Raw genomic sequence first — 24110 nt, 5'->3', positions numbered from 1 at the left:
GAGCGCACGACAGCACGCCCCGGGACGACCGGCTCGGCCGGTCGGGCGGGGAGGTGCACGCGTCGCGCGGGCGCGCGGGAGCGGGACGCCGCGGAGGTGTCCGGTGAGGCGTCCGTGTGGGGTCAGGCGACGGCGGGCGGACCGCGCCCGGGCGCGGCACCGCGCACGAGCAGGTCGCGGACCGTCGGCAGCGCGCCGACGGCGGGCGGCGCCGCGGGGACGACGACGGCGCGCGGGCGGCCGGGGGCCCGGCGCCCGGCGAGCCACGTCCACAGGCGCCACAGGACGGCGTCGCCGTACCGCAGGACGAGCGCGACGGCGAGCGTCGCGACGGCGTGCGCGCCGAGCATCGTCAGGGGTGACGCGCCGTGCGCGTGCGCGGACGCGTCGGCCGGGGACAGGGCCGCGCAGCGGTCGAAGACGACGTGCAGCACGAGCTGTCCCGCGCCGAGCAGCCCGAGCAGCCGCGGCAGCCCGACCTGGCGCCGGGTGAGGGGTCGCACCGCGACGGCGGTGAGGACGGCGAGGACGCCCAGCGGGACGGCACCGGGGTCGGTGCCGCCGGCGAGGCCGTGCGCGACGACGGACAGCCCGACGACCGCGGCGGCGAGCAGCAGCACCCGCACGCCGCGGAGCACCCCCGCTCCGGGCGACGTCACGGACGCACCTTAGCGGCAGGAGGGGTGCACGCGGCAGGGGCGGCCGCCGTCCTCCCCGGACCGGGGAGGACGGCGTGCACCGGCACGGTCAGTCCTCGGGGTCGTGCGGAGCGTCGTCGTCGGTGCCCTCGTCGGTCACCCCACCGCGGCGGCGCACGACGAGCACGACGACGACCGCGGCGGCGACGACGAGCGCGCCGAGCCCCACGAGGACGGGGACGAGGGACGACCCGCCGTCCCCGTCCGTGGCGGCGTCCGCCGCCTGGGTCGCCGCGGACTCCGGCGAGGTCTCCTCCGCCGCGTCCGTCGTGGCGTCCTCGGTCGCGGTCTCCTCCGGCGTCGGCTCCTCCGTGGGCTCCTCGGACACGGGCGCCTCGGGCTGGGCCGCGACGGTGAACGCGAACGTGCCCTCGATGGGGTGGCCGTCGGACGAGACGACGCGCCACGCGACGGTGTACGTGTCGCCGCCGAGCGCGACGGCGGGGTCGAGCGCGAGCGTCGCGGTGCTGCCCTCGATCGTCGGCGCGCCCTGGGTCACGACCGTCCCGGCGGAGTCCGAGACCACGACCTGCGGCTCGACGGGGAGCGGCTCGGTGTTGAAGGTCAGCGTGATCGCGGTCGGGGGCGTCGCGAGCTGGGAGCCGTCGGCCGGGTCCGAGGAGAGCATGCGGTCGTGCGCGGACGCCGGTGCAGCGGTCAGCGTCGTGACGGCGGCGGTGAGGCCCAAGGTCAGCGCGGCGGCGGCGAGGAGGGCGAGGAGGGCGGGCAGGGCCGACAGAGGTCGGCGCAGGGAGAGGGTCATGACAGCTCTTCCGTCGGAGGCGCGGCGGTCGCCGCACGGTGGTGCCCCGTGGCCCGGTCGTCACCGGGTCGGCCTCGTCGGGGGCCGCGTCAGGACGCGGCGAGGGGGCGCAGCAGTGCTCCCGACGGGCCGGCCGCCGTCGGTGGTCCACGCGTCGGCGCACGGCGCGCGCGCCACAGGGACGCGACGCGCACGGTGCGGGCCCGGGGCGTGCGCGGGCGAGCGGCGGGCGGGACGGGGACGAGCGCCGGGAGGCCGGCGCGCGGCGTCACCCACGCGAGGAACCGCTCGAGCGCGCGCTCCCCGCGCGCGAGGACGAGCGCCAGCACGACGGTCGCCACCGCGTGCGCGACGACCATCCACAGGCCCGCGGTGCCCGACGTCGCGAGGTGCTCCGGGTGCACGAGGCTCGCCCCGCCGTCGGCCGGGACCGGCGCGCCGACGGGCGCCGCGCAGACGACGTCACCCACCGCGGCGACGTGCCCGCCGTGGCCGGACGCGACCCCGACCGGGACGCACGACCCGACGGGCGCGAGCACGACGAGCGCCTGGTGCAGCACGACCTGGGCGCCGCCGAGGAGCACGACGAGGCGGGTGGGCGTGAACCGTAGCCGCGCGGCCGCCGTCGTGCCGGCGAGCGTGAACGCGGCGAGCGCCGCGAGGACCAGGAGGTCCGGGAGGGTGCCCCCGGCGACGCGGTGCGCGAGCGCCGTCAGCGCGAGCACGAGGGTCGCCACGAGCGCGGCGCGGGCGACGCGCAGCGGACCGACGACCGGGGAGGGCACGACGGCCACCCTAGCGCGACGCCGACGCGTCGTCCGGGCTGCCCGCCGGTTCTGCCGCCTCCGGCGCCTCGGAGGCCGGTGAGCGGTCCGCGTACCGGCCGATCGCGGGGCCCGTCGGCAGGAGCCGGTCGATCCCGACGATGAGCAGCCCGAGCACGAAGAACCCCGCGCCGTAGAGCACGACGTTGACGAGCAGGCCGGTCCACCCCAGCGCGTCGAGGTCGACGAACCCGTACGGGTACTCGCTGCCCGGGCTCACGAACCCGCGGATCGTCGTGAACGCGAAGTAGGCGAGCGGGTACAGGAGCCAGCGCGCGGCGTCGAGGCCGCGCAGGCGCCGGTGGGCGTCGAGCAGGAGGAAGTCGACGAACACCGCGAGCGGCAGCAGCTCGTGCTCGATCTGGCCGTCGGTCAGCCCGAGGAACACGGCCGGGGCGTCGGGGTCCTCCGGCGCGAGCACGAGGTTGGCGACGAGCCCGGTGATCGCGGCGAAGAGCGTCACACCACCCTTGAGCCAGCCCGGGGGCTGTCGGCGGCGCAGGAGCGACGCGACGCCCGCCCACGCGAACACCACGGCGATGAGGAAGCCCGTCTGGTTCGTGAAGTAGATCAGCCCCTCGATGTCGCCGTCACGCCAGATGGCGCGCGTCCCGACCAGGGCGAGGACGACGAGGAACAGCCGGAACAGTCCGACGACGACGTGCATGCGAGCTCCTTCGCGCGCGGTGCGGTGGTGCGCTCAGGAGCCTAGTGGTCCGAGCGTCGCAGCGTGCGCCGCCGCCGCGCCACGACCGCCCACACGACCAGGCTCCACAGCCCTGCCCACGCGAGGCCGACGAGCGCGGTCCGCAGGCTGCGCGCCGCGTCCTCCGCGCCGTCGGCCACGACGCGGTCGAGGTCGGAGCGCGCCATGACGGTCCCCGGCGCCTCGGCGTCCTGGACGGCGGCGAAGACGCCGGCGTACGGGCTGCCCGACGGCGCGGGGAGGTGGACCGGGGGGTCGACGGCCGCGGGGTCGACGCCCAGTGCGCTCGTGGCGCCGTCCGTCCCGCGCAGCTCGACGGGTTCCGCCAGCCCGGGGACGCGCGCCGTCACGGTGGCGACCTGGACGCCGTCGGAACCGGCCTTGCCCTCCACGACGAGGACGGCGTCCGTCGCCTCGACGGCGACACCGCCCCGGTCCAGCTCGTGCGCCAGGGAGACGTCGTGGGTCGTCGTGACCCATTTCCACCCCCCGACGACGGCGAGCGCGGCCCCGATCGCGATGGCCGCGACCAGGAGCATGCCCGTGAGCTCGCGCCCCAGCCCGCGCGTCGCGCGCCGGGTCGCGGTCCTGGCTCCGCTGGTCATGGTCGCCCCTCTCCGAGGAGCACCACTGTAGGGCCGCCCGGTGAGCGTCCTCCCCGGATACGCCGAAGGGCCGTGCGGTCGCACGGCCCTTCGGGACGTCGTCACCCGCCCGGCGCTGACGCCGGGCGGGTGAGGAGGTCAGAGCGCCTGGATGTTCGTCGCCTGCGGGCCCTTGGGGCCCTGGGTGACGTCGAACGAGACGCTCTGGTTCTCCTCGAGCGAGCGGTAGCCGCTCGAGTTGATCTCGCTGTAGTGGGCGAACACGTCGGCGGTGCCGTCGGAGGGGGCGATGAAGCCGAAGCCCTTCTCCGCGTTGAACCACTTCACGGTGCCTGTAGCCATGATGTCTTCTCTCGTTGGTGCGACCGGCCCACGAGCGCGGGTCCGGTTGTCGCGCCCCGCAGGGCGCCGACGGTCGTGGAGGCGGGTCCCGCGAGGGCCCGCCGGGCGTTCACGCGGGGCGACGAGGTGCCGCTTCGCGTGGTGCAGGTCGACGACGACGCCCACCGGCCGCGTGAAGCGGTCGTGGACGTGGAAGCCGTCGGGGAGTCGGGTGACCAGCCCGGCGTACTCGCCGTCCGCCGTGGCGACCCACAGGTCGTCCTCGGCGCGGCGCAGCACGAGGTCTGGTCCGGTCGTGCCCGCGACCGACGATGCGGTCTCAGGGCGGTCAGAAAGGGAAGAAAGAATGTTCTCTGCTCTCGCTCCGCGCTCGGTGGGCGGAGATCTCGACGGCAGCGTCTGCTGCCTGGCGCGCACGGTCTTGCTTCGATGCCGAGGACCGAAGAGCGTCGCGGTCGTTCGACCGGCGACATGAGCGCGACCTCCAGGGTACACGAGTCCCCCGCCGCCGCCCGGAAGACGGCCGCACGTGCTTGCCCGGGGCGATGATGGGGACCATGACGACCTCACCCGCTCCCGCCCACAGCTCCTCCCGCCCCGTCCCGCGGACCGCGCGCCGCAGCGTCGCCGTCGTGAACGGCTACGTCGTGCCCGTCGCCTCGGAGCCGATCGAGCACGGGACCGTCCTGATCGAGGACGGGATCATCACCGCGGTCGGGGCGGACGTCGTCGTGCCCGACGGCGTCCCGACCCTCGACGCGCAGGGCCGCTGGGTGCTGCCCGGCTTCGTCGAGGCGCACGCGCACATGGGCGTCATGGAGGAGGCCGAGGGCTGGGCCGGCAACGACACCAACGAGATGACCGACCCGAACGGTGCGGCCCTGCGCGCGATCGACGCGATCAACGTCGAGGACGAGGGCTTCCGCGACGCGCTCGTGGGCGGCGTGACGAGCGCCGTCGTGAAGCCGGGCTCGGGCAACCCCATCGGCGGGCAGACCGTCGCGATCAAGACGTGGGGCGGGCGCACGGTCGACGAGCAGGTGATCCGCGAGGCGGTCTCGGTGAAGTCGGCGCTCGGCGAGAACCCCAAGCGCGTGTACGGCGACCAGAAGAAGACGCCGTCCACCCGCCTCGGGGTGGCGAAGGTCATCCGTGCGGCGTTCGTCGACGCCCAGAACTACGCCGCGAAGCGCGACGCGGCCGAGGCGAAGGGCGAGCCGTTCGACCGCGACCTCGCCAAGGAGACCCTCGCGCGCGTCCTCGCGGGCGAGCTCTACTGGGACCAGCACACGCACCGCGCCGACGACATCGCGACGGCGCTGCGCCTCGCGGACGAGTTCGGCTACAAGCTCGTCGTCAACCACGGGACCGACGGCGCCGCCGTCGCGGACGTGCTCGCGGAGCGCGACGTGCCGGTGATCTTCGGCCCGCTGTTCACGTCGCGCTCCAAGATCGAGCTGCGCAACCGCGACATCGCGAACCTCGGCGCGCTGGCGCGCGCCGGCGTGCGTGTGGCGATCACGACCGACCACCCCGTCGTGCCGATCAACTTCCTCGTGCACCAGGCGTCGCTCGCGGTGAAGGAGGGCCTCGACCGCGAGACGGCGCTGCGGGCGCTCACCGTCAACCCCGCGGCGTTCCTCGGCCTCGACGACCGGGTCGGCGCGCTCGCGCCGGGCCTCGACGGCGATGTCGTCGTGTGGTCGGGCGACCCGCTGGACGTGACGTCGCGTGCCGAGCACGTCCTCGTCACGGGCGCCGAGGTCTACACGTGGGACGCGACGGCGCACGACGGCCGCGGCGCGGGCCGCGTCGTCGAGCGCGGCGAGCGCTTCCGCGCCTGACCCGAGATCGGACGGACCGGCACGGGCTTCCCGTGGCGCGACCGGGCACGACGGCGGACCATCGAGACATGCGCACCCTCGACCCCTCGCGTCCGCGCCGCGCCACCGGGCTGCTCGTCGGCCTCGTCGCCGTCGGCGGTGTCCTCGCGGCGTGCTCAGGGCCCGGACCCGGGGAGAAGGACGTCACCTACGACTCGCTCGACGCGCTCCACGAGTCCGCGACGACCGCGGGCCTCACGTGCCTGTCGTTCGTCCCCGAGGACACCGGGACCCCCGACGCCGAGATGGGGGCGTGCGACGACACGACCCTGCTGGCCGTGTTCGCCGACGACGTGGACGAGGCCGAGTACTTCGCGCTCCTCCCCGAGACGCCCGCCGCGGAGGGCGAGGCGGCGCTCGTCGGGCCGAACTGGGTGATCGTCGGTGACACCGGCGACCTGCTCGAGACCCAGGCGGGGATCGGCGGGGACTTCGCGACCGACCGCTGAGCCTCGACCCCGACCGCTGAGCGTCAGCGGGCCACCGTCGCGCACGCGACGCACGTCCGCGCCGTCGGTCGCGCCTCCAGGCGACCGTCCGCGACCGGCTGCCCGCACGCCTCGCAGACGCCGTAGGTGCCCGCGTCGAGGCGAGCGAGGGCGGCGTCCACCTCCTCGACCCGCGCCGCGGCATCGCGAGCGAGCGCGTCCACCTGGGCCCGCTCGAACGCGATGGTGGCGCCGTCGGGGTCGTGCTCGTCGTCCGCGTTCGAGTCGCGCGACGCCTCGACGATGCCCGCGACCTCGGCGCGCAGCGCGCCCTGGCGTGCGACGGCGTCCGCGCGCACGGCGAGCAGGCGCGCACGCGCGGCGTCGTCGGGGCGGGGTCCTTTGCCGGTGCCTGGTGTCGTCATCTCGCTCCCTCAACGTCGCGGAGGGGGTGAAACCGTCCCGGACGGGGAGTCCTCACCGTGCTGGGCGCATGACAGCGGCGGTCGGCGGATGGAAGAGTGGAACCGCCCGGCTCCCCCCGGGCCCGCCGCGCGGTCTCGCCCCCGCGGCGCGCGACCGACGTCCGACGGCGAGACCACAGGGGGGTCTGCATGAGCACGGTCGTCGTCTTCGAGTCCTTCGGCGGGCCGGAGACGCTGCGGGTCGACGACGAGCACGTCGGCGAGCCCGGACCCGGCCAGGTGCGCGTCGCGAACCGGGTCGTCGGCGTCAACCCCGCGGACCTCAAGCGGCTCGCCGGGGCGTTCGGGGGCAGGGTGCCCGGCGTGCTGGGGTTCGAGGCCGCGGGCGTGGTCGACGCCGTGGGGCCCGACGTCCCCGACCTCGTCCCCGGTGACGAGGTCGTCTGGCACGGGACGGGCGCGCAGCGCGAGCTCTCGCTCGTCCGCGCCGACCACGTGCGCCGCAAGCCCGCGACCGTGCCGTTCGAGCAGGCGGCCGTGCTGCCCGTCGCCGCGGCGACCGCGTTCTCCGCCCTCGTCCAGGCCGACGTCGGCGAGGGTGACGTGGTCCTCGTGCACGGCGCGAGCGGCGGCGTCGGGTCGGCGGCGGTGCAGATCGCGACCGCGCTCGGGGCACGCGTCGTCGGGACGGCGTCGCCCGCGAACCACGACTACCTGCGCGGGCTGGGCGCGACGCCGGTCGCGTACGGGCCCGGGCTCGTCGACGCCGTGCGCGCGCTGCCGGACGGCCTGGACGAGGTGAGCGTCGTCGTGGACCTCGTCGGCTCCGCGGACGCGGTCGCCGCGACCGTCGCCCTGCTGGGCGAGGACCTCGCGCCCGCCACCCCGGACGACCCGCCGAGCGCGGTGACGATCGTCGGGTCCGACGCGTCCCGCGCCGCGGGCGTCGTCGACAAGGTCGACGCGAAGGGTGCCCTCGACGAGGTCCTCGCGCTCGCGGAGGACGGGCGGCTCCGGACGGAGGTCGCGGCCCGGTTCCCCCTGGCGGAGGCGGCCGAGGCCCTCCGGCTCGTCGCCGACGGGCACGTCCGGGGCAAGGTCGTCCTCGACGTCCCCTGACCGGGACCTCCGTCCCGGAAGGTTGTGACGCTGGGCACAAGGTTGCCCCCGGAACCGCGGGATTCCGCCGTTCCTGAGGGAGCCGTCCGCGAATCTTCTTGCGCCCCGCGTGCGCGAGAGTGTGAAATCGTTAGCATGCGTAAGTTCCTTGCCGCTACCGCGGCGCTCTCCTGTGCCCTCCTGCTGGCGTCCTGCGCCTCGCCGACCGACCCGGCGAGCGACGACGCGGCAACCCCCGAGACCACGACCACGACCGAGGCGGCCCCCGAGGTCACGCCCGCCGTCGTCGCCGTGACGACCACGTGCGGCATGTTCTACGGCGGCGAGTACTCCGCCGAGCGCCTCGTCACCGAGACGACGCCGCTGCTCGAGACGCCCGAGGACGAGGCCGCCGCCGCCGCGATCTTCACCACGCGCGAGCGCCTCGCCGCGGTCCAGAACTTCGCGGACCCCGAGCTCCAGGAGAACCTCAACGAGATCAAGGCCCCGTTCGAGGCTGCCGTGCAGGGCGAGACGATCGACGCGTCGCAGCAGCAGGAGGCCCTCGACGCCTTCCGCGCGCAGTGCACCGAGGCCGGGTACGCCTTCGCGTCCTGACCTTCCCGCGCCGCGGTCCGGGCGGCCCGTCCCTCACCGAGGGGCGGGCCGTTCGCGCGTCCGGTTCTGCGACCCGTGACGGATGACCCGACCTCCCGGCGTGGAGCGGGGTCGCGGCGACCGTGGGAGCATCCGACCATGCCCGTGGTCGAGTCCTCGCTCGTGGTCCCCGTCGACCCCGCGACGGCGTTCGCCGTCTCGCAGACTACCGGCCCGGTCCGCCTGCGCTGGGACCCGTTCATCCGGCGGCAGCACTTCCTCGACGGCGCCACCGCGCCCGCGAAGGGCGTGCGCACCTTCACCCGGCACCGCAGCGGGCTGTCCATGGTGAGCGAGTACGTCTCCTACAACCCGCCGACGAACGTCGGGATGCGCATGGTCCGCGGGTCCTGGTTCTTCGAGAACCTCGCCGGCGGGTGGCGGTTCGCCCCCGACCCGTCCGGCGGCACGCGCGCGACGTGGCGCTACTCGTTCCGGTGCCGCCCCCGCTGGCTCGCCCCGCTCGCGGAGCGCGTCGGCTCGTGGGTGCTCGGGCGCGACGTCGACCACCGGATCGCGGGCTTCGCGCGCGGCTGCGCCGACCCCGTCGTGCTCGCCGCGGTGCGCTCCACGGGCCCGGTGAGCTGACCCGTCACCGGGTGAGGGCCGCCTCGGCGTCGATCCGCTCCAGCTTGCTCGGGTTGGCGACCGCGAACAGGCGCGTGATGCGCCCGTCCACCACGGTCACGGCGACCGCCGTGGCGAGCTCGCCGTCCAGCGCGATGCGCAGCCCCGGCGCGCCGTTGATCCACACCGGCGTCGCGGTGATCTCGCCGCGCGTCGTGCGCAGACCACCGACGAGGTACGCGGCGACGCGCTCGGCGCCCACGATCGGCTTGCGCGCCGCCCGGGCGAGGCCGCCGCCGTCGGCCACCGCGACGACGTCGGGCGCGAGGACGTCGAGGAGACCCTGGAGGTCGCCCGTGAGGACCGACGCGAGGAAGCGCTCGACCACGCGCTCCTGCTCCGTCCGGTCCACCTGGACACGCGGGCGACGCGCGGCGACGTGACCGCGTGCCCGGTGGGCGACCTGCCGCACGGCGGCCGGCGACTTGCCGACCGCCTCGGCGATCTCGTCGAACGGCACGTCGAACACCTCGCGCAGCACGAACACCGCGCGCTCCGTGGGGCCGAGCGTCTCGAGCACCGTGAGCATCGCCATGGAGACGCTCTCCGCCAGCTCGACGTCCTCGGCCACGTCGGGGCTCGTGAGGAGCGGCTCGGGCAGCCACTCGCCCACGTAGTCCTCCCGGCGCCGCGCCAGGGTCCGCAGCCGGTTGAGCGACTGCCGCGTGACGATCCGTACGAGGTAGGCGCGCGCGTCGCGCACCTGCGCGTGGTCGACGTCCGCCCACCGCAGCCACGTCTCCTGGACGACGTCCTCCGCGTCGGCGGCCGAGCCGAGGAGCTCGTACGCGACGGTGAAGAGCAGGCTGCGGTGGCGGACGAAGGGGTCGTCGCTCATGCGTCCGACCCTACGGCCGGAGCCGCCGCGACGGACCGGGGCGCGAGGGGCGGCAGGCCGCACGACGCCGCGAACTGCTCGGACCGGATGCCGAGCGCGACGTTGGAGCGGGCCGTGGCGTTCATCAGGCCCACCCGGGCCGCGAGCTCGACGAGCCCGGCCGGACCGAGGTCGTCGAGCAGCGCGGCCGACAGCTCGTCCGTCACCGCGGGCGGGGTCTGGCTCATCGCCTCGGCGTACTCCATGACCCGACGCTCGACGGGCGTGAAGGCGGCGGACGCGCGCCAGCGCGGCACCTCGCGGGCCTTCACCTCGTCCAGCCCTTCGTTGCGCGACCGGAAGTAGTGCAGGTCGAGGCAGAACTCGCAGCCGACCGTCGCGGCGGACGCCATCTGCGCGAACGTCGCCAGGTTCGGGTCCAGCCGGTCCCACTTCTCGGACTTGCGGCCCACGCCCATGAGGTCCTTGAAGACCGCGGGGTGGTGCCACAGCACGCCGATCGACTCCGGCACCTCACCGAACATCGAGCGGGTCGCGCGCTTGACCAGGGAGCCGTAGAGCCCGGTGACCTCGGTGGGCGGCACTCGTGTCATGTCTCCTCCTGCGTGTCTCGTGTCGTCCCCGTGCGGTGCTGACGGGGGTGTCGGGCATGAGACACCGGCGGGGCCTCGCGTGTGACACCCCGGACCGGACCGCTCGGGCTCGTGGTCCGCGCGCACGGCACCCCGGGACGACGGCGCCCGGCACCCCGGTCGGACGCGGCCCGGCCGGGTGCGGCGTAGCGTGCGACGCATGGGCCCGCTCGACCGTCGCCGCCCCCGGGCGTTCCTCGCCGTGGTGCTCGCGGTGGTCTCGGTGCTCGGGTCGGTGGGCGCGACGCACGGTCAGCCGGGAGCGCGGCCGCTCGACCTCGTCGGCGTCGCCCTGCTCCTGGTCTCCCCGCTCGTCCTCGTGCTCCTCGTGCCCCGCCCGGTCGTCGCCGTGGCGGTGTCCGTCGCGGCGGCCGGGACCTTCCTCGTCGCCGGGTACGCGTGGGGCCCCGTGCTCGCCGGACCCGTCGGCGTGCTCGTGGGGGTCCTCCTCAGCGGGTCTGCGGAGCGCGGGCGTCGCGTGGCGTGGGGCGGGGCCGTGCTGTTCGCGGGGGCCGTCGTCGCGGCCGCGGCGCTGCGTCCCGACGCCCCGCCGCGGGCGACGCTCCTGGGCGGGGCGGCCTGGACCGTCGTCGTGCTGCTCGTCGCGGGCGTGATCCGCGACCGGTCCGCCCGCATCGCCGCCGCACGCGAGGCCGAGCAGGTCGCGCGCGCCGAGCGAGAACGCACGGCCGTCGCGGACGAGCGGCTGCGCATCGCGCGCGAGGTCCACGACGTCCTCGCGCACTCGCTCTCCGCGATCACCGTGCAGGCGGGCGTCGGGCTGCACCTCCTCGACCGCGACCCGGACCAGGCCCGCAGCGCCCTCACCGCGATCCGCGCGACGAGCACGGAGGCGCTCGACGAGGTCCGGGCCGTGCTCGGCGTCGTGCGTGGGGAGGCGCGCACGGGCGCGTCCGTGGCGCACGACATGGTCGACGACGGCGCCCCGCTCGCCCCGACGTGGGACCTGGCCGCGCTCCCCCGGCTCGTGCGCCAGGCGGAGGGAGGCGGGCTCACGGTCGCGCTCGACGTCGGCCCCGCCGCTGCCGACCTGCCCGACCGGCTCGCCGGGGTCGTCTACCGCGTGGTGCAGGAGGCCCTGACGAACGTGCGGCGGCACGCGCACGGCGCGACGCACGTCGACGTCCGTGTCGTCGTCGACGCGGACGACGACGGCGGGTCCGGGTCCGGTACCGGGACCGGGACCGGGACCGGGACCGGGACCGGGACCGAGCGGAGCGACGCCGGTGCGGACGGGGACCGCGCCTCGCGCCACGTGACCGTGACGGTCACCGACGACGGCACGGGCGCGCCGTCCGACCCCGAGCCCGGCTACGGGCTGCGCGGCATGCGCGAGCGCGTCGAGAGCGTCGACGGGTCGCTCGTGGCGGGACCGGTCCCCGGTCCGGCCCCGGGCGCAGGAGCGGGTTCCGGCACCGCTGGACGCGGCTTCCGTGTGCGGGCAGTCTTTCCCTGGCCGAGCACCACGCCCCGGCCGAGCACCACCCGGCGGTCCGACGCGGGACCGCCGCGGCGCGAGGAGGCACCATGATCGACGTCGTGCTGGCCGACGACCAGGCGCTCGTGCGCGGCGGGTTCCGCGCGCTCATCGACTCGGAGGACGACATGCGCGTGGTCGCCGAGGCCGCGACCGGCGACGACGCCGTCCGGCTCGCGCTGGAGCACCTGCCCGACGTCGTGCTCATGGACATCCGGATGCCCGGTCTCGACGGCCTTGAGGCGACCCGGCGGATCGTGGCCGACCGCGCGGCGTCCCACGTGCACGTCGTGGTCGTCACGACGTTCGAGCTCGACGAGTACGTGACCGACGCGATCCGCGGCGGCGCGAGCGGGTTCCTCGTCAAGGACACCGAGCCCGTCGACCTCGTCCGTGCCGTGCGCGTCGCGGCGCGCGGCGACGCGCTGCTCTCCCCCACGGTGACCCGACGCCTGCTGTCCCGGGTCGCGGACGCGACGCGCGCCGTCGGGCCGGTGCGCGGCGTCGAGGAGCTCACGCCGCGCGAGCGCGAGGTGCTCGTCGAGGTCGCGGGCGGGCTCTCGAACGAGGAGATCGCGGGGACGCTCTCCCTGTCGGAGTCGACGGTGAAGACGCACGTGTCGCGCGTCATGGCCAAGGTGGGCGCCCGCGACCGCGCGCAGCTCGTCGTCGCGGCCTACGAGTCCGGGCTCGTGCGCGCGGGCTGGGCGGGCTGACCGGCACCCTGCCGTCGGTCCACGCGGCGTCGTCCGACCGGCACCACGGGACGAGCGAGCTCGGCACGCGCGGGTGACGACGCGGCGTCGGGCAACGGGAAGCCTGGAGGTGCGGCCGGATCGCGGCCGCCCCCGCCGACCGGCGGGGCGCACCGACACCGGAGGTCGTCATGCTCACCGCACTCACCGGGACCGTCGTCCCCACGGAGGCCGTCGCGTCCGTGGCGCACGCCGGCTGGGGCCCCGGACCGTGGTGGTTCGTGTTCCCCCTGCTGTGGTTCCTGCTCTGTGCGTCCGTGATCTTCCTGATCGCCCGCCGCGCGCGCCGCGGCTGGGGCCCGGGCGGCCCCGGGACGTGGCGGACGGCGGGCCCGGACCCGGTCGCGATCCTCGGCGAGCGGTACGCGCGCGGCGAGATCGACGAGCAGGAGTACCGCTCCCGCCTCACGGTCCTCCGCGAGGATCGCCCTCAGCCCTGACGCCGAGAACGGCATGGGTGCCGTTATCCCGTGGATAACGGCACCCATGTCGTGTTCAGCAGCGCGTGGGCGCGTGCTCGGCGTCAGGCGGGGGCGCCTACCGGCTGCTTGGTGCCCGACGGCGTGGACTCCCCGGTCTCGGACGTCGCCGCCTCGGTGGTCGCCTCGGTCGACGCGGTGTCGTCCTCGTCCACGAAGAGGTCCTCGGCCGTGGCGGCCTCGTACTGCTCGAGGTCGAGGATGCCCTCGCGCTTGGCCACGATGGTCGGCACGAGCGCCTGGCCCGCGACGTTCACCGCGGTGCGGCCCATGTCGAGGATCGGGTCGATCGCGAGCAGCAGGCCGACGCCCGCGAGGGGCAGGCCCACGGTCGAGAGCGTGAGGGTCAGCATGACGATCGCGCCGGTCAGGCCCGCGGTCGCGGCGGAGCCGACGACGGAGACGAACGCGATGAGCAGGTAGTCGGTGATCGACAGGTCGATGCCGAAGATCTGCGCGACGAAGATCGCCGAGATGGCCGGGTAGATCGAGGCGCAACCGTCCATCTTGGTGGTCGCGGCCAGCGGCACGGCGAACGACGCGTACTCGCTCGGGACGCCGAGGTTGCGCTCGGTGACGCGCTGCGTCACGGGCAGCGTGCCGATCGAGGAGCGCGAGACGAACGCGAGCTGGATCGCGGGCCAGGCGCCCTTGAAGTAGCTCGAGATCTTCAGGCCGTTGGTGCGCAGGAGGATCGGGTAGACGACGAACAGCACGACCGCGAGGCCGACGTAGATCGCGACGGCGAACCACGCGAGCGACGCGAGGGACGTCCAGCCGTACGCCGCGATGGCGTAGCCGATGAGGCCGGCGGTGCCGATCGGCGCGAGGCGGATGATCCACCACAGCACCTTCTGCACGATCGCGAGCGCGGAACGGTTGAACGCGAGGAACGGGTCCGCCTTCTTGCCCGACTTGAGCGCCGCGATGCCGATGACCAGCGCGACGACGAGGATCTGGAGGACGTTGAAGCTCACCGACGTGCTGGCGCTCGCGCCGGCGTCGGTCACCTCGACCTGCGTGCTCGCGCCGAGGCCCAGGACGTTGCCCGGGATGAGGCCGTTGAGGAAGTCGAGCCACGTGCCGGTGCGGCCCGGCTCCGACGCCGCGTCGAGCGAGACCGACGCACGGTTGCCCGGCTGGAACAGCAGGCCCAGGCCGATGCCGACGGCCACGGAGATCGCGGCGGTGATGGCGAACCACAGGAGCGTCTGGCCCGCGAGGCGCGCGGCGTTGGTGACGGTGCGCAGGTTCGCGATCGACGCGACGATCGCGGTGAAGATCAGCGGCGGCACGACGGCCTTGAGCAGCGTGACGAACGACGAGCCGATCGTGTCGAGCGTCGTCGTCAGGCCGTTGGGGACGTCGCCGGCCGCGTCCTGCGGGCCCATCGCGAGGGCGAGGGCACCGAGGCCGACACCGACCGCGAGGCCGAGCAGGATCTGGACGCTGAACGAGGGGAACCGGCGCTTCTTCTTCGCGGGCGCCGAGGCCGGGGCCTGGCTCGCCTGCTGCGGGTCGGCCTTCGAGACGGCCGACGAGGGGGTCGAGGACACAGGGGACCTTTCGGGGTGACGCGGGCGCACGAGCGCCCGCTCTCGGGAGAGGGGCTCGGGACGTCGTCGCGGGGCGCCGGCAGCAGCGCGGCCCGGGGCAGGGACGCAGGCACGGGGTGGCCTGCGTCCTCACGGCAGGGGCGCGCCACGCGCGTCAGCGGCTCAGGTCGCGAGGCGACCCGGGGTCCTGACGGGTGTGCGGAGGCGGAGAGGCGTCAGCGGCGACGGGGGGTCAGCGACACAGCGCGCTGGCGACTCGACGAAGGTCGACGTCGCGGCGCTGGGTGAGCTGCCAGGCAGGCACGCTGACGAACACGAAGGTTCTCCCGGAACGGTGGGTTCTCGCTGACGAGGCGGGCAGATCGACGCCCGCGGCAACCGATCATACCCGCTCGTGGACAACCACCCGGCGCCCGGTCCTATTCCGGGCGCCGGAGGAGAGTCGCGTTCAGGCGTTCGGCGCGTCGAGGAACGCGTGCATGAGGGGGCCCGCGGTGACCGCGCCGCCCTCGCCCGTCTCGATGAACACCGCCACCGCGAGGTCCCCCTGGGTCGCGATCATCCACGCGTGCGACTGGCTGCCGTCGCCGTACTGGGCCGTGCCCGTCTTGGCTCCGGGCTCGCCCGGCAGGTCCTGGAGGATCGACGCCGAGCCCTCGGTGACGACAGCACGCATGAGCCCGCGCAGCGTCGTCGCCTCCTCCTCGGTGAGGGTCCCCGCGGGCTCCTCGTCGGCGACGGTCTGCACGTCCGGGTGGACCAGGACGGGCGACACCGTGTGACCGGCGGCGACGCTCGCCGCGACCGTCGCCATCGCGAGCGGCGAGGCCTGGACCTTGCCCTGCCCGATCATCGACGCGGCGTGCTCGGTGCCCTGCGAGTCGGTCGGCACGTCGCCGAAGAACGCGGGCGCGCCGAGCTCGGACTCGACGCCCAGCCCGAGCGACGCCGCCGCGTCGTGCAGCGCCTGCTGCGTGACCGTGTCCCGCTGCCCGATCATCGCGGTGTTGCACGAGTTCGCGAACGCGGTGCGCAGCGGGACGTCGCCGAGGGCCGCCGTCGGGTAGCCCGGGACGTTCTGGAACTCGCGGCCGTCCACGGAGATCGTGGGCGGGCACGCGACGGTCGTGTCGGGCGTGAGCCCCGCGCGGAGCATCGCGAGCGTCGTCGCGACCTTGAACGTCGAGCCCGGCGCGTACTGTCCGGTCGTCGCGGTCGAGAGCCCCTCGCCCGCCGTCGAGCTCGCCGCCGCCAGCACCGCGCCCGTCGAGGGCTGGATCGCGACGATCGCGCTCGGCCCCTGCCCCGCGAGCACCGCCTCGGCGGCGACCTGCATGTCCGGCCGGAGGGTCGTGCTCAGCGGGGTACCGTCCACCGGGTCGACGGAGAAGACCTCCGTCGTCTCCCCCTCCGCGTCGCCCTCGCCGGGCACGATCTCGATGGACAGGCCCGGGACGCCGCGGAGCTGCTCGTCGTACTGGCGCTGGAGGCCCGAGAGACCGACCTGGTCGCCTGCGGCGACCGCCCCCTCGGACTCCTCGACGATCTCCGCCGTCGCGTCCCCCACGCGCCCGAGGATGGGGCGCGCGAACTCACGCGTCGGTGCGAGCGGGAGCTCGTCGTCGACCACGCGGACCCCGTCGACACCGCGCGCCGCGTCGACGTCCACGCCCGCCGTGTCCTCGGTGCGGACCGTGATCGCCTCGACGAACGCCTTCTCCCCTGCCCCCGCGACGCGCTGCGCGTACTCCTCGGGGTCGAGCCCGACGACCGCGGCGAGCTCGCGCGCGGCGCGGTCCCATGCGCCCGAGGCGACGAGGGTCTTGTCGACGCCGATCCGGTAGACCGGCCGGTCCTGGACGATCGGGACGTCGTCCGCGCCGAGGATGCCCGCGCGCACGGCGGCCACCCGGTTCACCGCGATCCGGTCGCCCTGGCCGAGCTCGGGGACGAGCACGTCCGGCTCCCACACGACGTCCCACGCCCCGGGGCCGTCCTCCCCGTCGGCGGCCTCGGCGAACGACAGCTCGGCCGTCGTCGTGTACTCCCAGGCCTGCTCGCCCGCGACCTCCCAGCGGTAGGCGAGCGTCGCCGTCGCGCGGTCGCCCGCGTCGTCGCCCTCCTCCACGACGTCCACGGTCTCGACCTCGACCGTGCGCTCGTACGGTGCGAGGGGCTCGAGCACGGCCTCGAGGTGGCCCTGGACGTCCGTGGCCGCGCCGTTGCGGAACTCCAGCCCGCTCACGTCGCCCGCCTGGATCGCCTGCGCGAGCGCGTCCGCCGCGTCCTGCGCCTCCGGGCGATCCGGCGTGCACGCCGCGAGGGGCAGGGCCAGGACGGGGGCGAGAGCCGCGGCGCTCGCCCAGCGCACGACCCGGTGCCTGACGCGCGGCCGGCCCTGCGTGGTCGTCCGGCCGTGGTCGTGCGCGACGCTGCTCACTCGCTGCTCCCCTGCTCCGTGCCGTTCGGGACGGGAGGGACGCTACCTCACGCCCCGGACGTCCCGGACGCTCGGGACGAACCGGCCCGGTTCGTCCCCGGCTTCTTCACGTCCTGCCCGGGGGCCGCGACCGCGGGTGAGCGTCAGTCCGGGGTGACCGGGCTGATCGCGTACCAGAGGCGGATGCTCTCGTCGCCGCCCGGCCCGGGCTCGTGGCTGATCTGCACGGACGTCACGACGTCGCCGTTGGAGCCGTTGATGCCGGTGCGCTCGCGCGTCCCGCCCGCGCGGGACGCGTCGAGCGAGGCGGGCAGCTCGTCGAGCCAGCGGTCCACCTGCGACCGCGGGAAGCCGAGGGCGTCCGCGTCGGCGACGAGCTGGTCGTGGACCGCCTGCCCGCCGGACAGGGTGCGGAACACGTTGATCGTGCTCACGTAGCCGCGGCGGGGCTGGATCGTCAGCTCCTCGGCCGTCGTCGACCACGTGCCGTCGGGGAGGGTCAGCTCCACCTGCGCCGCGCCGTCGGGCACCTGCACGACGGCCTGCGACTCGCCCAGCCCCACGGACTCCGCGGTGATCGGCCTGCTCACGTCCCAGCGCACGGTCTCGCCCCTCTCGATGTCGTCGATCGTCGTCGTCCCCGTCGCGCCGCCCGACGACGTCCCACCGGTCGCCGTGCTCGTCCCACCCGGGCTCGTGGTCGCGTCGTCCGGGTCGCCGAACGTCACCGTGCACCCCGTCAGGGCGAGCGACCCGGCGAGCAGGACGACCGCGGACCGCGCCGCCGCCCGCCGCCGTCCACCCGCACCGAGCCGGCTCACTGGTCCACGTCCACGTCCCACTCGGTCAGTCTGTCAAGGATGCGGCCGATGCGTGCGGGGTTCGTGAGCCGGTAGTCGTCGATCCGGTCGGACACGTCGGTGCCGATGATCTGCGCGGCCTGGTCCGGGTGCTGGGTGACGAGCTGCTGGTACGCGGGCAGCGTGTCGTTCGCGATGTACTCCCAGCGGGTCGCCTGGTCGGCGATGTTGCCACCCGGGAGCGGCGTCTCGACCGTCACCGTGCCCTGGACGGGGTTGTCGAACGAGATGCCCGTGAACGGGATGCCGAGGTTCTCCGGGCCGGGCGTCTCGACGCTCACCGTGAAGGGGTCGAACTGCGCGTACGTGCCCGCGCCCGGGATGGACGGCTCCCCGACGAGCGTCATGAGGTAGGTGAACGCCTCTCCCGTGACGGGGTGGCCGCGCATGGTCTGCCAGTCGTCGGCGATGATCTGGTTCTGCTCGCGCCACAGCAGCGCGGTGTTGCCGTCCGCGAGCGCCTGCGCGTCGCCCGCCCGCCCGGCCTCGATGTCCGACCATGCCTGGTACGCGGCGTCGTCGATGACGCCGGCCTCGAGCAGCCGCTCCATCTCCTCCATGCCGCCGTTCAGGTACGCCTCGTGCATGACGGCCTGGTCGACGAAGATCTCGCGCTGCATCGACAGGAACTGGTTCTCGTAGAACCCGAGCTCGGCGTCGGACATGGTCGCGATCGCCTCGAGCGCCGCGCGGTCCACGCCGGGCGGGAGAGCCTGGGCACCCGTCGCGACGCCCTGCGCGAGCTGCCGCATCATGTCGAGGTCGAAGAACCCGGCGGCGAACGACGGTCCGATCATCGCCGCCATGCCGGCCCACTGCATCCAGGGGTTGTCGAGGTAGAGCTCGCCGTAGTACGTGTAGACGCCCTCGATGATCTCGCGGTTGGCCGACGCCCCGGCGGACGGGTCCCAGTCGGCGAAGTCGAAGCCCGCCTCCCCGGCCGCGACGCGCGTCCAGTGCGCGACGGCGAGGTCGGAGAACCCCGGGGAGTCCGGGTCGACGCCGAGCCGCACGAGCTGCGCGTAGAGCGCGGCGACCTGGGCGTCCGTCGCGTTCTCGAGCCACTCCGCGCGCTCGCTCGCGTCCATCGCGGCGTACTCGCCGGGGGTCGGCGTCGGGACGGTCGGCTGCCGGCCCCCCGGCCCCGACGTCGGACCGCTGCCCGGGCCACCCGGGGCGCCGCCGCCGTCGCTGCTCGCGGACTCCTGCTGGTCCGCGTCGGCGGCGAGCTGGTCCGCCGCGGTGTCGAGGAGGGTTGCGGTGGCGGCGAGCGAGGGGCCGAGGCTCGCGGCCCAGTCGTTGCGGAACTCCGCGGCGTCGGGGCCCTCCCAGCGGGTCGCGGCGTCGACGACGGACGTCACCTGCGCGCGGTGGGACCGCAGCGCGTCCGCGCCCGACCGCAGGCTCGACGCGAGCGCGCGCAACGCCCGCACGTCGGCGCCCCACATGCCGCTCATGCCGTCTCCTCCCAGCACCTGCGCGTGCCCTCTCACGCGCACGTGTCGACAGCCTCGTCTGGACGGTCGCACGCCGACGCTACGCGGCACGGACGTCCGCCGCGATGGGGAGCACTGCCCATCGCGTGCGACGCGGCGGGAGCGGCCTGCCTCAGCTCAGGCGGCGCTCGAGCCGCACGGTGACCGTGTCGCCGACGTCCTTGCCGAGGCGCTTGCGCACGGCGGCGCTGAGCGACAGCATCAGGCCGCCGGAGCCGGTCGGCATGAGCCCGACGTTCCGCAGGGGCACGTCGTCGACGGTCGCGTCGACCCGCACCGACCGGAGCGAGCCGAAGAGGTCGCGCGCGTCAGGCACCTCGACGCAGGGCCACGTGTCGCCCTTGACGTCGACGCCGACGGGCGCGGTGAACGTGCGGTCGAGGGCGACGGGGTCGAACGGCATGCGGTCCTCCGGAGGATGGTGGGTCGTCGGTCGGTGTGCCGACCGGTCGGGCGGCGCGGAGTCATCGGTCGGTTGCGTCTCGGCGCCGGCGCGTCGCGCTCAGACCGCCGTGCGCACCGAGTCCCCCATGCGCTCGACCGCCTCCGTGAGCACGTCGACGCCGGTCGCGAGGTTGAGCCGCACGTGCCCCTCGCCGCCGACGCCGAACCGGCGGCCGTCCTCCAGCGCGACCCGCGCCCGGTCGAGGAACCAGCCGCGCGGGTCGTGCGCGGGCGCCGGGACGCCGTCGGAGGAGGGACCGTCGTCGATCCCTCGACAGTCGAGCCACGCGAGGTAGGTCGCCTCTCCGGGTCGGTAGCCGACCGCGGGCAGGTGCTCCGCGAGGAGGTCGGCGAGGAGCCACGCGTTGCGCTCGACGCCCGCGAGGACGGCGTCGAGCCACTCCTCGCCGTGGTCGAGCGCGGCGACGTGCGCGAGCACCGACACGTGCTGCACCCCGTGGCTCGCCTCCTCGGGGATGCGCCGCAGGTCGTCGGCGGCGCCCGGCCCGGCGACGGCTGCCGCCGCCTTGAGGCCCGGCAGGTTCCAGGCCTTGGACGCGGAGACGATCGCCACGGCCTGCTCCGATCCCGGGACGGCGAGGAGCGGCGTGTGGGTCGTCGCAGGGCGTCCGTCCAGCCCGGGGCGGGTGAGCGGCGCGTGGATCTCGTCCGCGACGACGCGTACCCCGTACCGGGCGGCGAGCGCGAGCCCCGCCTCGAGCTCGGCGGGCGTGTGCGTCGTCCCGGTGGGGTTCTGCGGGTTGCACACGAGCCAGACGGCGCGACGCCCGCTCCCGGGGCCGCGCCCGTTCGCGGCGACGCCCGTCGCGACGGCGAACGCGCGCTCGAGCGCATCGAGGTCGAGCCGCCCGTCGGTGCCCAGCGGCGCGTCGACGACGCGCCGTCCCTCGTTCGCGGTGAAGCCGTAGAACGGCGGGTAGACCGGCGGGTTCACGACGACCGCGTCGCCCGGGGCCGTGAGCACGCGCAGCACCTCGACGATCGCGAGCATCACGTCGGGGAGCGTGCGCGACGTCGACGCGTCGACCGACCAGCCCCACCGGCGCGCCGCGAAGCGCGCGTACGCCTCGCCGTAGGTGGTGCCGACGTCGTAGCCCGTGTCCCCCGCGCGCAGGGCGGCGGTCACGGCGTCGACCACGGCCTCGCACGGCGCGACGTCCATCTCGGCGACGAACAGCGGCAGCACGTCGGGGTCGAACGCGCGCCACTTGACCGACGTCCGGCGGCGCAGCTCGTCGAGCGTGAGGACGTCCAGCGGTGTGCGCATCGTGCTCCTCCCTCGGTGCCGAACCCGGGACGGCTCCTCAGGAAGTCGTCCGTGCGGGGAGCGCCCCCCGGGTTCGGCGGGGCGACCCGGCCCACCCTAGGTCGTTCCCGGGGCCGTGGTCGCGGGGGCGGACTCCTCCGCGGCGGCGTTCGCCGGGCTCGTCGCGAGCACGACGCAGCCACCCACCGCGGCGAGCGTCGCGACCAGCGCGGGGACGGCCCAGCCGGACCGCACGACGTCGCCGAGCACGGCGAGCCCGACGACCCCGGGGACGAGCACCTCCAGGACGGACACGGTCGCGGCGACGGTGCCCACGGCGCCGCGCTCGAGCGCGCGCAGGTAGGCGAGCGCGCCCGCGACGCCGCCGAGGACGATCGCGATCGCCAGCGGCTGGAACACCGTGTCGAGCAGGTCGCCGGACGCGTGGGCGCCGCGCGCGGCGACGGCGGCGACGGAGTAGCCGAGGCCGCCGAGCACGGCGAGGAGCACGGGGTGCCCGCGCCGGTAGGCGGCGGCCGTACCCACCGCGACGGCGGCGCCGGCGATGTTGACCCACGTCGCGAACCCCGCCGGCGGGTGCGTCGCGGGCTGCTCCCCCGCGGCGAGCGCGAGCACGACGAGCCCGGCCACGACGACTCCCATCGCCGCGAGGTCCGTGCGGCGCAGCGTCGCGCCGAGCACGAGGCGTGCGAGCAGCACGACGACGACCAGCGACGCCGCGACGACGGCCTGCACGACGAACAGCGGCAGATGGTCGAGGGCGAGGAGCGAGAGGAGCCACGCGACGCCGTCGACCACGAGCCCGCCGATGACGAGCGGCTGCGCGACGGCCGCGAGGCCGTGCGCGCGCCGGGTCGCGACCGCCTGCATGATCGTGCTCACCGCGTACAGGACGCTCGCGGCCACGGCGGCGAGCAAGGACAGGATCACGGGGCGGTCCCGTCGCCGTCACCGGACGCCACGGCACCGGGAGCCGTCTCCGCCGGGGCGCCGCCCACCCCGCGCAGGAACCGGCCGATCACGGGTATCTCGGTCACCCCCTCCGCGCCGGCCATGACGAGCGCCTGCGCGGCGGCCTGCTCCGCCGAGTCGAGGACGACGTAGCGGCGCGTCCAGCCCGGGTCGAACTTGTCGTTGAACGTCGCGAGCGTCTCCACCTGCGTGCCCTCGGAGAACCGCTTGACGACCGGCCGCACGAGCTGGTCGAGCCGCGAGTCGCGCTCGCCCTCCATGAGCTCGCGCAGGACGGCGAAGTTGAGCCCCAGCCCGCGCTGGCCCCGCGCGACGAGCTCCGCGATCGTCGCGACGATCGTCGCGTCGACGAGGCCGTTCGGCAGGTCCGGGACGTCCAGGCGGCGCCGCATGACGTCGAGCGACCAGCCGTCGATGTCGCTCGCGGGCACCCACTGGCAGAACGCGTCCACCCGCCCCTCGGCGGATTGGGTGACGGAGAGCATGAGCCCGGTGTCGTGCGGGTCGAACAGGCGCGAGAGCGTCATGGAGAACCCGCGCTCGTCCTCGCCGCGTCGGGACTCGTCGCTCATCGCGACGATCTCGCCGCGCAGCGCGGGGTCGAGGGTCGTGGGGTCGTGGAACGTCGTCGTGTAGCCGGCGCGCGCGACGCGGTTCACGGCTTGGCGCAGCGACTTGTGGGCCTTGCCCTCGAGGGTGAACGACGGGCAGTCGACGGTCGCCTCGTCGCCGAGGTAGGCCGGGAGCAGGCCTGACGCCTCGTACACGGGCAGCCAGGGCTCCCCCGCCGCCACGACCGCGACCTTCCAGCCGTTGCGCGCGACGTGGTCGAGGAACTCCGCCCAGACGAGCTCGCGCTCGGCCGGCGGGCAGAGCGGGTCGGGAGAGACGAGGCAGACGCCGTTGCGGACCGAGTGCGCGACGACGCCGTGGCCGACGAAGAACCAGTCCTTGTCGTCGCGCAGGGCGAAGTAGTCGAGCGTGCCGCCCCCGTGCGCGGCCACGACGGCGCGCGCCTTCTCCCGCTCGGCGAGGTGCTCCGCCGGCGTCGCGGGCTTGGGCGACCGCGGGGAGAGCAGCCACCAGAGCACGAGCACCACGAGCACGAGGTTGAGCACCGTCGCGACGACGGCGAGCACACGGGCCGCGCTCTCGAGCTCGGCGTCGCCCGCGTCGCGTGCCGCGAGCACGACGGCGACGCCCACGACGACCAGGACGAGCGCGACGCCGATCGCGACGAGGAGCAGCACCGCCCGGCGCACCGCGCGCCGCGTGGGCAGCACGGGGAACGCGCGCCACTGCGTGAGCAGCCACCCGACGGCGAGCAGCACGACGACCGCGGGCAGCGCGTGCCGGTGGTGCACCAGGTGCGCGACGGCCGTCAGCCCCAGCACCGCGCACGTCACGACCCACGACAGCCGGTGGCCGTTGCGCAGGCCGCGCGCCGTGAGGAGCAGGACGACGGCCGCGAGCAGGATGCTCGACGCGCGGCTGGTCGCCTCGACGCCCGGGAGGAAGTCCTGGAAGACCGTCAGGTGGACCCAGAGCCGGCGCGCCACGAGGCCTACGAGCGAGAGGACCGCGAGGACCACGACGACGGTCGCGGCGACCCGGCGCACCCGGACGCGGTGCCGCTGGGCCGCGAGCGGGGAGTGCCGCCCCGTCGCGACGAGCGCGGCCGGCAGCGCGGCCCGGGACGCGCTGGACGACGCGCTCGGGGACTGGATCGGCGGCGCGCTCGGGCGGGGGGTCTCGTCGGGCACGCTCCGATCATCCGTCAGGCCCGGCCCGACCGC

Annotated in this window: 26 protein-coding genes; 8 read left to right on the top strand and 18 right to left on the bottom strand. The window is 75.2% G+C overall.

Features of this window, described 5'->3' with window-relative positions; all coding sequences use genetic code 11:
• Positions 1 to 122: 122 nt before the first annotated feature.
• From CCE02nite_RS01515 to CCE02nite_RS01490, 6 genes are all read right to left on the bottom strand, one after another.
• Positions 123 to 659: a hypothetical protein gene (locus tag CCE02nite_RS01515; RefSeq protein ID WP_141387497.1), complete on the bottom strand. Its 537-nt coding sequence runs from the start codon at positions 657 to 659 to the stop codon at positions 123 to 125.
• A gap of 88 nt (positions 660 to 747) precedes the next feature.
• Positions 748 to 1461: a copper resistance CopC family protein gene (locus tag CCE02nite_RS01510; RefSeq protein ID WP_141387495.1), complete on the bottom strand. Its 714-nt coding sequence runs from the start codon at positions 1459 to 1461 to the stop codon at positions 748 to 750.
• A gap of 89 nt (positions 1462 to 1550) precedes the next feature.
• Complete coding sequence (locus CCE02nite_RS01505; protein WP_141387493.1) at positions 1551 to 2246, bottom strand: hypothetical protein; 696 nt, start codon at positions 2244 to 2246, stop codon at positions 1551 to 1553.
• Between the two features lie 10 nt (positions 2247 to 2256).
• Positions 2257 to 2952, bottom strand: a complete 696-nt coding sequence (locus tag CCE02nite_RS01500; RefSeq protein WP_141387491.1) for a Pr6Pr family membrane protein — start codon at positions 2950 to 2952, stop codon at positions 2257 to 2259.
• A 41-nt stretch (positions 2953 to 2993) separates the two neighbouring features.
• Positions 2994 to 3596 (bottom strand): hypothetical protein, encoded by a 603-nt coding sequence (locus tag CCE02nite_RS01495; protein WP_141387489.1) that lies wholly within the window; start codon positions 3594 to 3596, stop codon positions 2994 to 2996.
• 138 nt (positions 3597 to 3734) lie between these two features.
• Positions 3735 to 3938 (bottom strand): cold-shock protein, encoded by a 204-nt coding sequence (locus CCE02nite_RS01490; RefSeq protein WP_087472681.1) that lies wholly within the window; start codon positions 3936 to 3938, stop codon positions 3735 to 3737.
• Between the two features lie 557 nt (positions 3939 to 4495).
• On the opposite strand from CCE02nite_RS01490, the gene CCE02nite_RS01485 reads away from it, so the two are divergent.
• Both CCE02nite_RS01485 and CCE02nite_RS01480 read left to right on the top strand, forming a co-directional pair.
• Positions 4496 to 5782 (top strand): amidohydrolase, encoded by a 1287-nt coding sequence (locus CCE02nite_RS01485; protein ID WP_141387487.1) that lies wholly within the window; start codon positions 4496 to 4498, stop codon positions 5780 to 5782.
• 68 nt (positions 5783 to 5850) lie between these two features.
• Positions 5851 to 6270, top strand: a complete 420-nt coding sequence (locus CCE02nite_RS01480) for a hypothetical protein (RefSeq protein WP_141387486.1) — start codon at positions 5851 to 5853, stop codon at positions 6268 to 6270.
• 23 nt (positions 6271 to 6293) lie between these two features.
• Here CCE02nite_RS01480 and CCE02nite_RS01475 read toward each other — a convergent pair whose 3' ends face one another.
• The gene (locus CCE02nite_RS01475) at positions 6294 to 6674 is read right to left on the bottom strand and encodes a TraR/DksA family transcriptional regulator (protein WP_141387484.1); all 381 of its coding nucleotides are present in this window, start codon (positions 6672 to 6674) and stop codon (positions 6294 to 6296) included.
• Between the two features lie 189 nt (positions 6675 to 6863).
• Here CCE02nite_RS01475 and CCE02nite_RS01470 point away from each other — a divergent pair, with 189 nt between their 5' ends.
• From CCE02nite_RS01470 to CCE02nite_RS01460, 3 genes are all read left to right on the top strand, one after another.
• Positions 6864 to 7793, top strand: coding sequence for a quinone oxidoreductase family protein (locus CCE02nite_RS01470; RefSeq protein WP_141387482.1), 930 nt, complete (start codon positions 6864 to 6866; stop codon positions 7791 to 7793).
• A 135-nt stretch (positions 7794 to 7928) separates the two neighbouring features.
• Complete coding sequence (locus CCE02nite_RS01465) at positions 7929 to 8390, top strand: hypothetical protein (protein ID WP_141387480.1); 462 nt, start codon at positions 7929 to 7931, stop codon at positions 8388 to 8390.
• Positions 8391 to 8528: 138 nt separating this feature from the next.
• Positions 8529 to 9017, top strand: coding sequence for an SRPBCC family protein (locus tag CCE02nite_RS01460; RefSeq protein WP_141387478.1), 489 nt, complete (start codon positions 8529 to 8531; stop codon positions 9015 to 9017).
• 4 nt (positions 9018 to 9021) lie between these two features.
• On the opposite strand, the gene CCE02nite_RS01455 is transcribed toward CCE02nite_RS01460, so the two are convergent.
• Both CCE02nite_RS01455 and CCE02nite_RS01450 read right to left on the bottom strand, forming a co-directional pair.
• On the bottom strand, positions 9022 to 9894 hold the full coding sequence (locus tag CCE02nite_RS01455; protein WP_141387476.1) for an RNA polymerase sigma-70 factor: 873 nt from the start codon (positions 9892 to 9894) through the stop codon (positions 9022 to 9024).
• On the bottom strand, positions 9891 to 10487 hold the full coding sequence (locus CCE02nite_RS01450; RefSeq protein ID WP_141387474.1) for a carboxymuconolactone decarboxylase family protein: 597 nt from the start codon (positions 10485 to 10487) through the stop codon (positions 9891 to 9893). The genes CCE02nite_RS01455 and CCE02nite_RS01450 overlap by 4 nt, the downstream gene beginning before the upstream one ends.
• A gap of 199 nt (positions 10488 to 10686) precedes the next feature.
• On the opposite strand from CCE02nite_RS01450, the gene CCE02nite_RS01445 reads away from it, so the two are divergent.
• The 3 genes from CCE02nite_RS01445 (at position 10687) to CCE02nite_RS01435 (ending at position 13219) form a co-directional block, all read left to right on the top strand.
• A complete protein-coding gene (locus CCE02nite_RS01445; RefSeq protein WP_141387472.1) occupies positions 10687 to 12078 on the top strand; it encodes a sensor histidine kinase in 1392 nt (463 codons plus the stop codon).
• Complete coding sequence (locus tag CCE02nite_RS01440; RefSeq protein WP_141387470.1) at positions 12075 to 12740, top strand: response regulator; 666 nt, start codon at positions 12075 to 12077, stop codon at positions 12738 to 12740. The genes CCE02nite_RS01445 and CCE02nite_RS01440 overlap by 4 nt, the downstream gene beginning before the upstream one ends.
• Positions 12741 to 12910: 170 nt before the next feature.
• Positions 12911 to 13219 carry an SHOCT domain-containing protein gene (locus CCE02nite_RS01435; protein ID WP_141387468.1) on the top strand — a complete coding sequence of 103 codons (309 nt, stop codon included), beginning with the start codon at positions 12911 to 12913 and terminating at the stop codon, positions 13217 to 13219.
• 83 nt (positions 13220 to 13302) lie between these two features.
• Here the strand turns inward: CCE02nite_RS01435 and CCE02nite_RS01430 are convergent, their stop codons facing one another.
• From CCE02nite_RS01430 to CCE02nite_RS01395, 9 genes are all read right to left on the bottom strand, one after another.
• The gene (locus CCE02nite_RS01430; protein ID WP_371861891.1) at positions 13303 to 14649 is read right to left on the bottom strand and encodes a dicarboxylate/amino acid:cation symporter; all 1347 of its coding nucleotides are present in this window, start codon (positions 14647 to 14649) and stop codon (positions 13303 to 13305) included.
• A gap of 397 nt (positions 14650 to 15046) precedes the next feature.
• Entirely contained in the window at positions 15047 to 15118 is a 72-nt protein-coding gene (locus tag CCE02nite_RS21260) for a putative leader peptide (RefSeq protein ID WP_369799778.1), read from the bottom strand.
• Positions 15119 to 15262: 144 nt separating this feature from the next.
• Positions 15263 to 17254: a penicillin-binding transpeptidase domain-containing protein gene (locus CCE02nite_RS01425; RefSeq protein WP_255318567.1), complete on the bottom strand. Its 1992-nt coding sequence runs from the start codon at positions 17252 to 17254 to the stop codon at positions 15263 to 15265.
• A gap of 143 nt (positions 17255 to 17397) precedes the next feature.
• Positions 17398 to 18075, bottom strand: a complete 678-nt coding sequence (locus CCE02nite_RS01420; RefSeq protein ID WP_170227144.1) for a hypothetical protein — start codon at positions 18073 to 18075, stop codon at positions 17398 to 17400.
• The gene (locus tag CCE02nite_RS01415) at positions 18072 to 19571 is read right to left on the bottom strand and encodes a WXG100 family type VII secretion target (protein ID WP_141387464.1); all 1500 of its coding nucleotides are present in this window, start codon (positions 19569 to 19571) and stop codon (positions 18072 to 18074) included. The genes CCE02nite_RS01420 and CCE02nite_RS01415 overlap by 4 nt, the downstream gene beginning before the upstream one ends.
• A gap of 151 nt (positions 19572 to 19722) precedes the next feature.
• Entirely contained in the window at positions 19723 to 20013 is a 291-nt protein-coding gene (locus CCE02nite_RS01410) for a DUF1905 domain-containing protein (protein ID WP_141387462.1), read from the bottom strand.
• A gap of 99 nt (positions 20014 to 20112) precedes the next feature.
• Positions 20113 to 21342, bottom strand: coding sequence for a MalY/PatB family protein (locus CCE02nite_RS01405; protein WP_141387460.1), 1230 nt, complete (start codon positions 21340 to 21342; stop codon positions 20113 to 20115).
• Between the two features lie 96 nt (positions 21343 to 21438).
• Positions 21439 to 22272, bottom strand: coding sequence for a hypothetical protein (locus tag CCE02nite_RS01400; protein ID WP_141387458.1), 834 nt, complete (start codon positions 22270 to 22272; stop codon positions 21439 to 21441).
• Positions 22269 to 24077, bottom strand: a complete 1809-nt coding sequence (locus CCE02nite_RS01395) for a bifunctional lysylphosphatidylglycerol flippase/synthetase MprF (RefSeq protein ID WP_141387456.1) — start codon at positions 24075 to 24077, stop codon at positions 22269 to 22271. The genes CCE02nite_RS01400 and CCE02nite_RS01395 overlap by 4 nt, the downstream gene beginning before the upstream one ends.
• Between the last annotated feature and the right edge of the window lie 33 nt (positions 24078 to 24110).

The sequence above is a fragment of the Cellulosimicrobium cellulans genome, from assembly GCF_006539945.1.
In the GTDB taxonomy this organism is placed as follows: domain Bacteria; phylum Actinomycetota; class Actinomycetes; order Actinomycetales; family Cellulomonadaceae; genus Cellulosimicrobium; species Cellulosimicrobium cellulans.
The sequence above is the reverse complement of the archived record's forward strand: the minus strand, read 5'-3'. Positions and strand labels throughout refer to the sequence as shown.

What these genes read in the sequence shown, in the direction of transcription:
- CCE02nite_RS01500 (WP_141387491.1), bottom strand. Translation starts at nt 2,952, where the DNA reads ATGCACGTCGTCGTCGGACTGTTCCGGCTGTTCCTCGTCGTCCTCGCC.
- CCE02nite_RS01410 (WP_141387462.1), bottom strand. Translation starts at nt 20,013, where the DNA reads ATGCCGTTCGACCCCGTCGCCCTCGACCGCACGTTCACCGCGCCCGTC.
- CCE02nite_RS01495 (WP_141387489.1), bottom strand. Translation starts at nt 3,596, where the DNA reads ATGACCAGCGGAGCCAGGACCGCGACCCGGCGCGCGACGCGCGGGCTG.
- CCE02nite_RS01435 (WP_141387468.1), top strand. Translation starts at nt 12,911, where the DNA reads ATGCTCACCGCACTCACCGGGACCGTCGTCCCCACGGAGGCCGTCGCG.
- CCE02nite_RS01510 (WP_141387495.1), bottom strand. Translation starts at nt 1,461, where the DNA reads ATGACCCTCTCCCTGCGCCGACCTCTGTCGGCCCTGCCCGCCCTCCTC.
- CCE02nite_RS01470 (WP_141387482.1), top strand. Translation starts at nt 6,864, where the DNA reads ATGAGCACGGTCGTCGTCTTCGAGTCCTTCGGCGGGCCGGAGACGCTG.
- CCE02nite_RS01450 (WP_141387474.1), bottom strand. Translation starts at nt 10,487, where the DNA reads ATGACACGAGTGCCGCCCACCGAGGTCACCGGGCTCTACGGCTCCCTG.
- CCE02nite_RS01480 (WP_141387486.1), top strand. Translation starts at nt 5,851, where the DNA reads ATGCGCACCCTCGACCCCTCGCGTCCGCGCCGCGCCACCGGGCTGCTC.
- CCE02nite_RS01460 (WP_141387478.1), top strand. Translation starts at nt 8,529, where the DNA reads ATGCCCGTGGTCGAGTCCTCGCTCGTGGTCCCCGTCGACCCCGCGACG.
- CCE02nite_RS01455 (WP_141387476.1), bottom strand. Translation starts at nt 9,894, where the DNA reads ATGAGCGACGACCCCTTCGTCCGCCACCGCAGCCTGCTCTTCACCGTC.
- CCE02nite_RS01440 (WP_141387470.1), top strand. Translation starts at nt 12,075, where the DNA reads ATGATCGACGTCGTGCTGGCCGACGACCAGGCGCTCGTGCGCGGCGGG.
- CCE02nite_RS01475 (WP_141387484.1), bottom strand. Translation starts at nt 6,674, where the DNA reads ATGACGACACCAGGCACCGGCAAAGGACCCCGCCCCGACGACGCCGCG.
- CCE02nite_RS01485 (WP_141387487.1), top strand. Translation starts at nt 4,496, where the DNA reads ATGACGACCTCACCCGCTCCCGCCCACAGCTCCTCCCGCCCCGTCCCG.
- CCE02nite_RS01465 (WP_141387480.1), top strand. Translation starts at nt 7,929, where the DNA reads ATGCGTAAGTTCCTTGCCGCTACCGCGGCGCTCTCCTGTGCCCTCCTG.
- CCE02nite_RS01405 (WP_141387460.1), bottom strand. Translation starts at nt 21,342, where the DNA reads ATGCGCACACCGCTGGACGTCCTCACGCTCGACGAGCTGCGCCGCCGG.
- CCE02nite_RS01430 (WP_371861891.1), bottom strand. Translation starts at nt 14,649, where the DNA reads ATGGGCCCGCAGGACGCGGCCGGCGACGTCCCCAACGGCCTGACGACG.
- CCE02nite_RS01490 (WP_087472681.1), bottom strand. Translation starts at nt 3,938, where the DNA reads ATGGCTACAGGCACCGTGAAGTGGTTCAACGCGGAGAAGGGCTTCGGC.
- CCE02nite_RS01445 (WP_141387472.1), top strand. Translation starts at nt 10,687, where the DNA reads ATGGGCCCGCTCGACCGTCGCCGCCCCCGGGCGTTCCTCGCCGTGGTG.
- CCE02nite_RS01415 (WP_141387464.1), bottom strand. Translation starts at nt 19,571, where the DNA reads ATGAGCGGCATGTGGGGCGCCGACGTGCGGGCGTTGCGCGCGCTCGCG.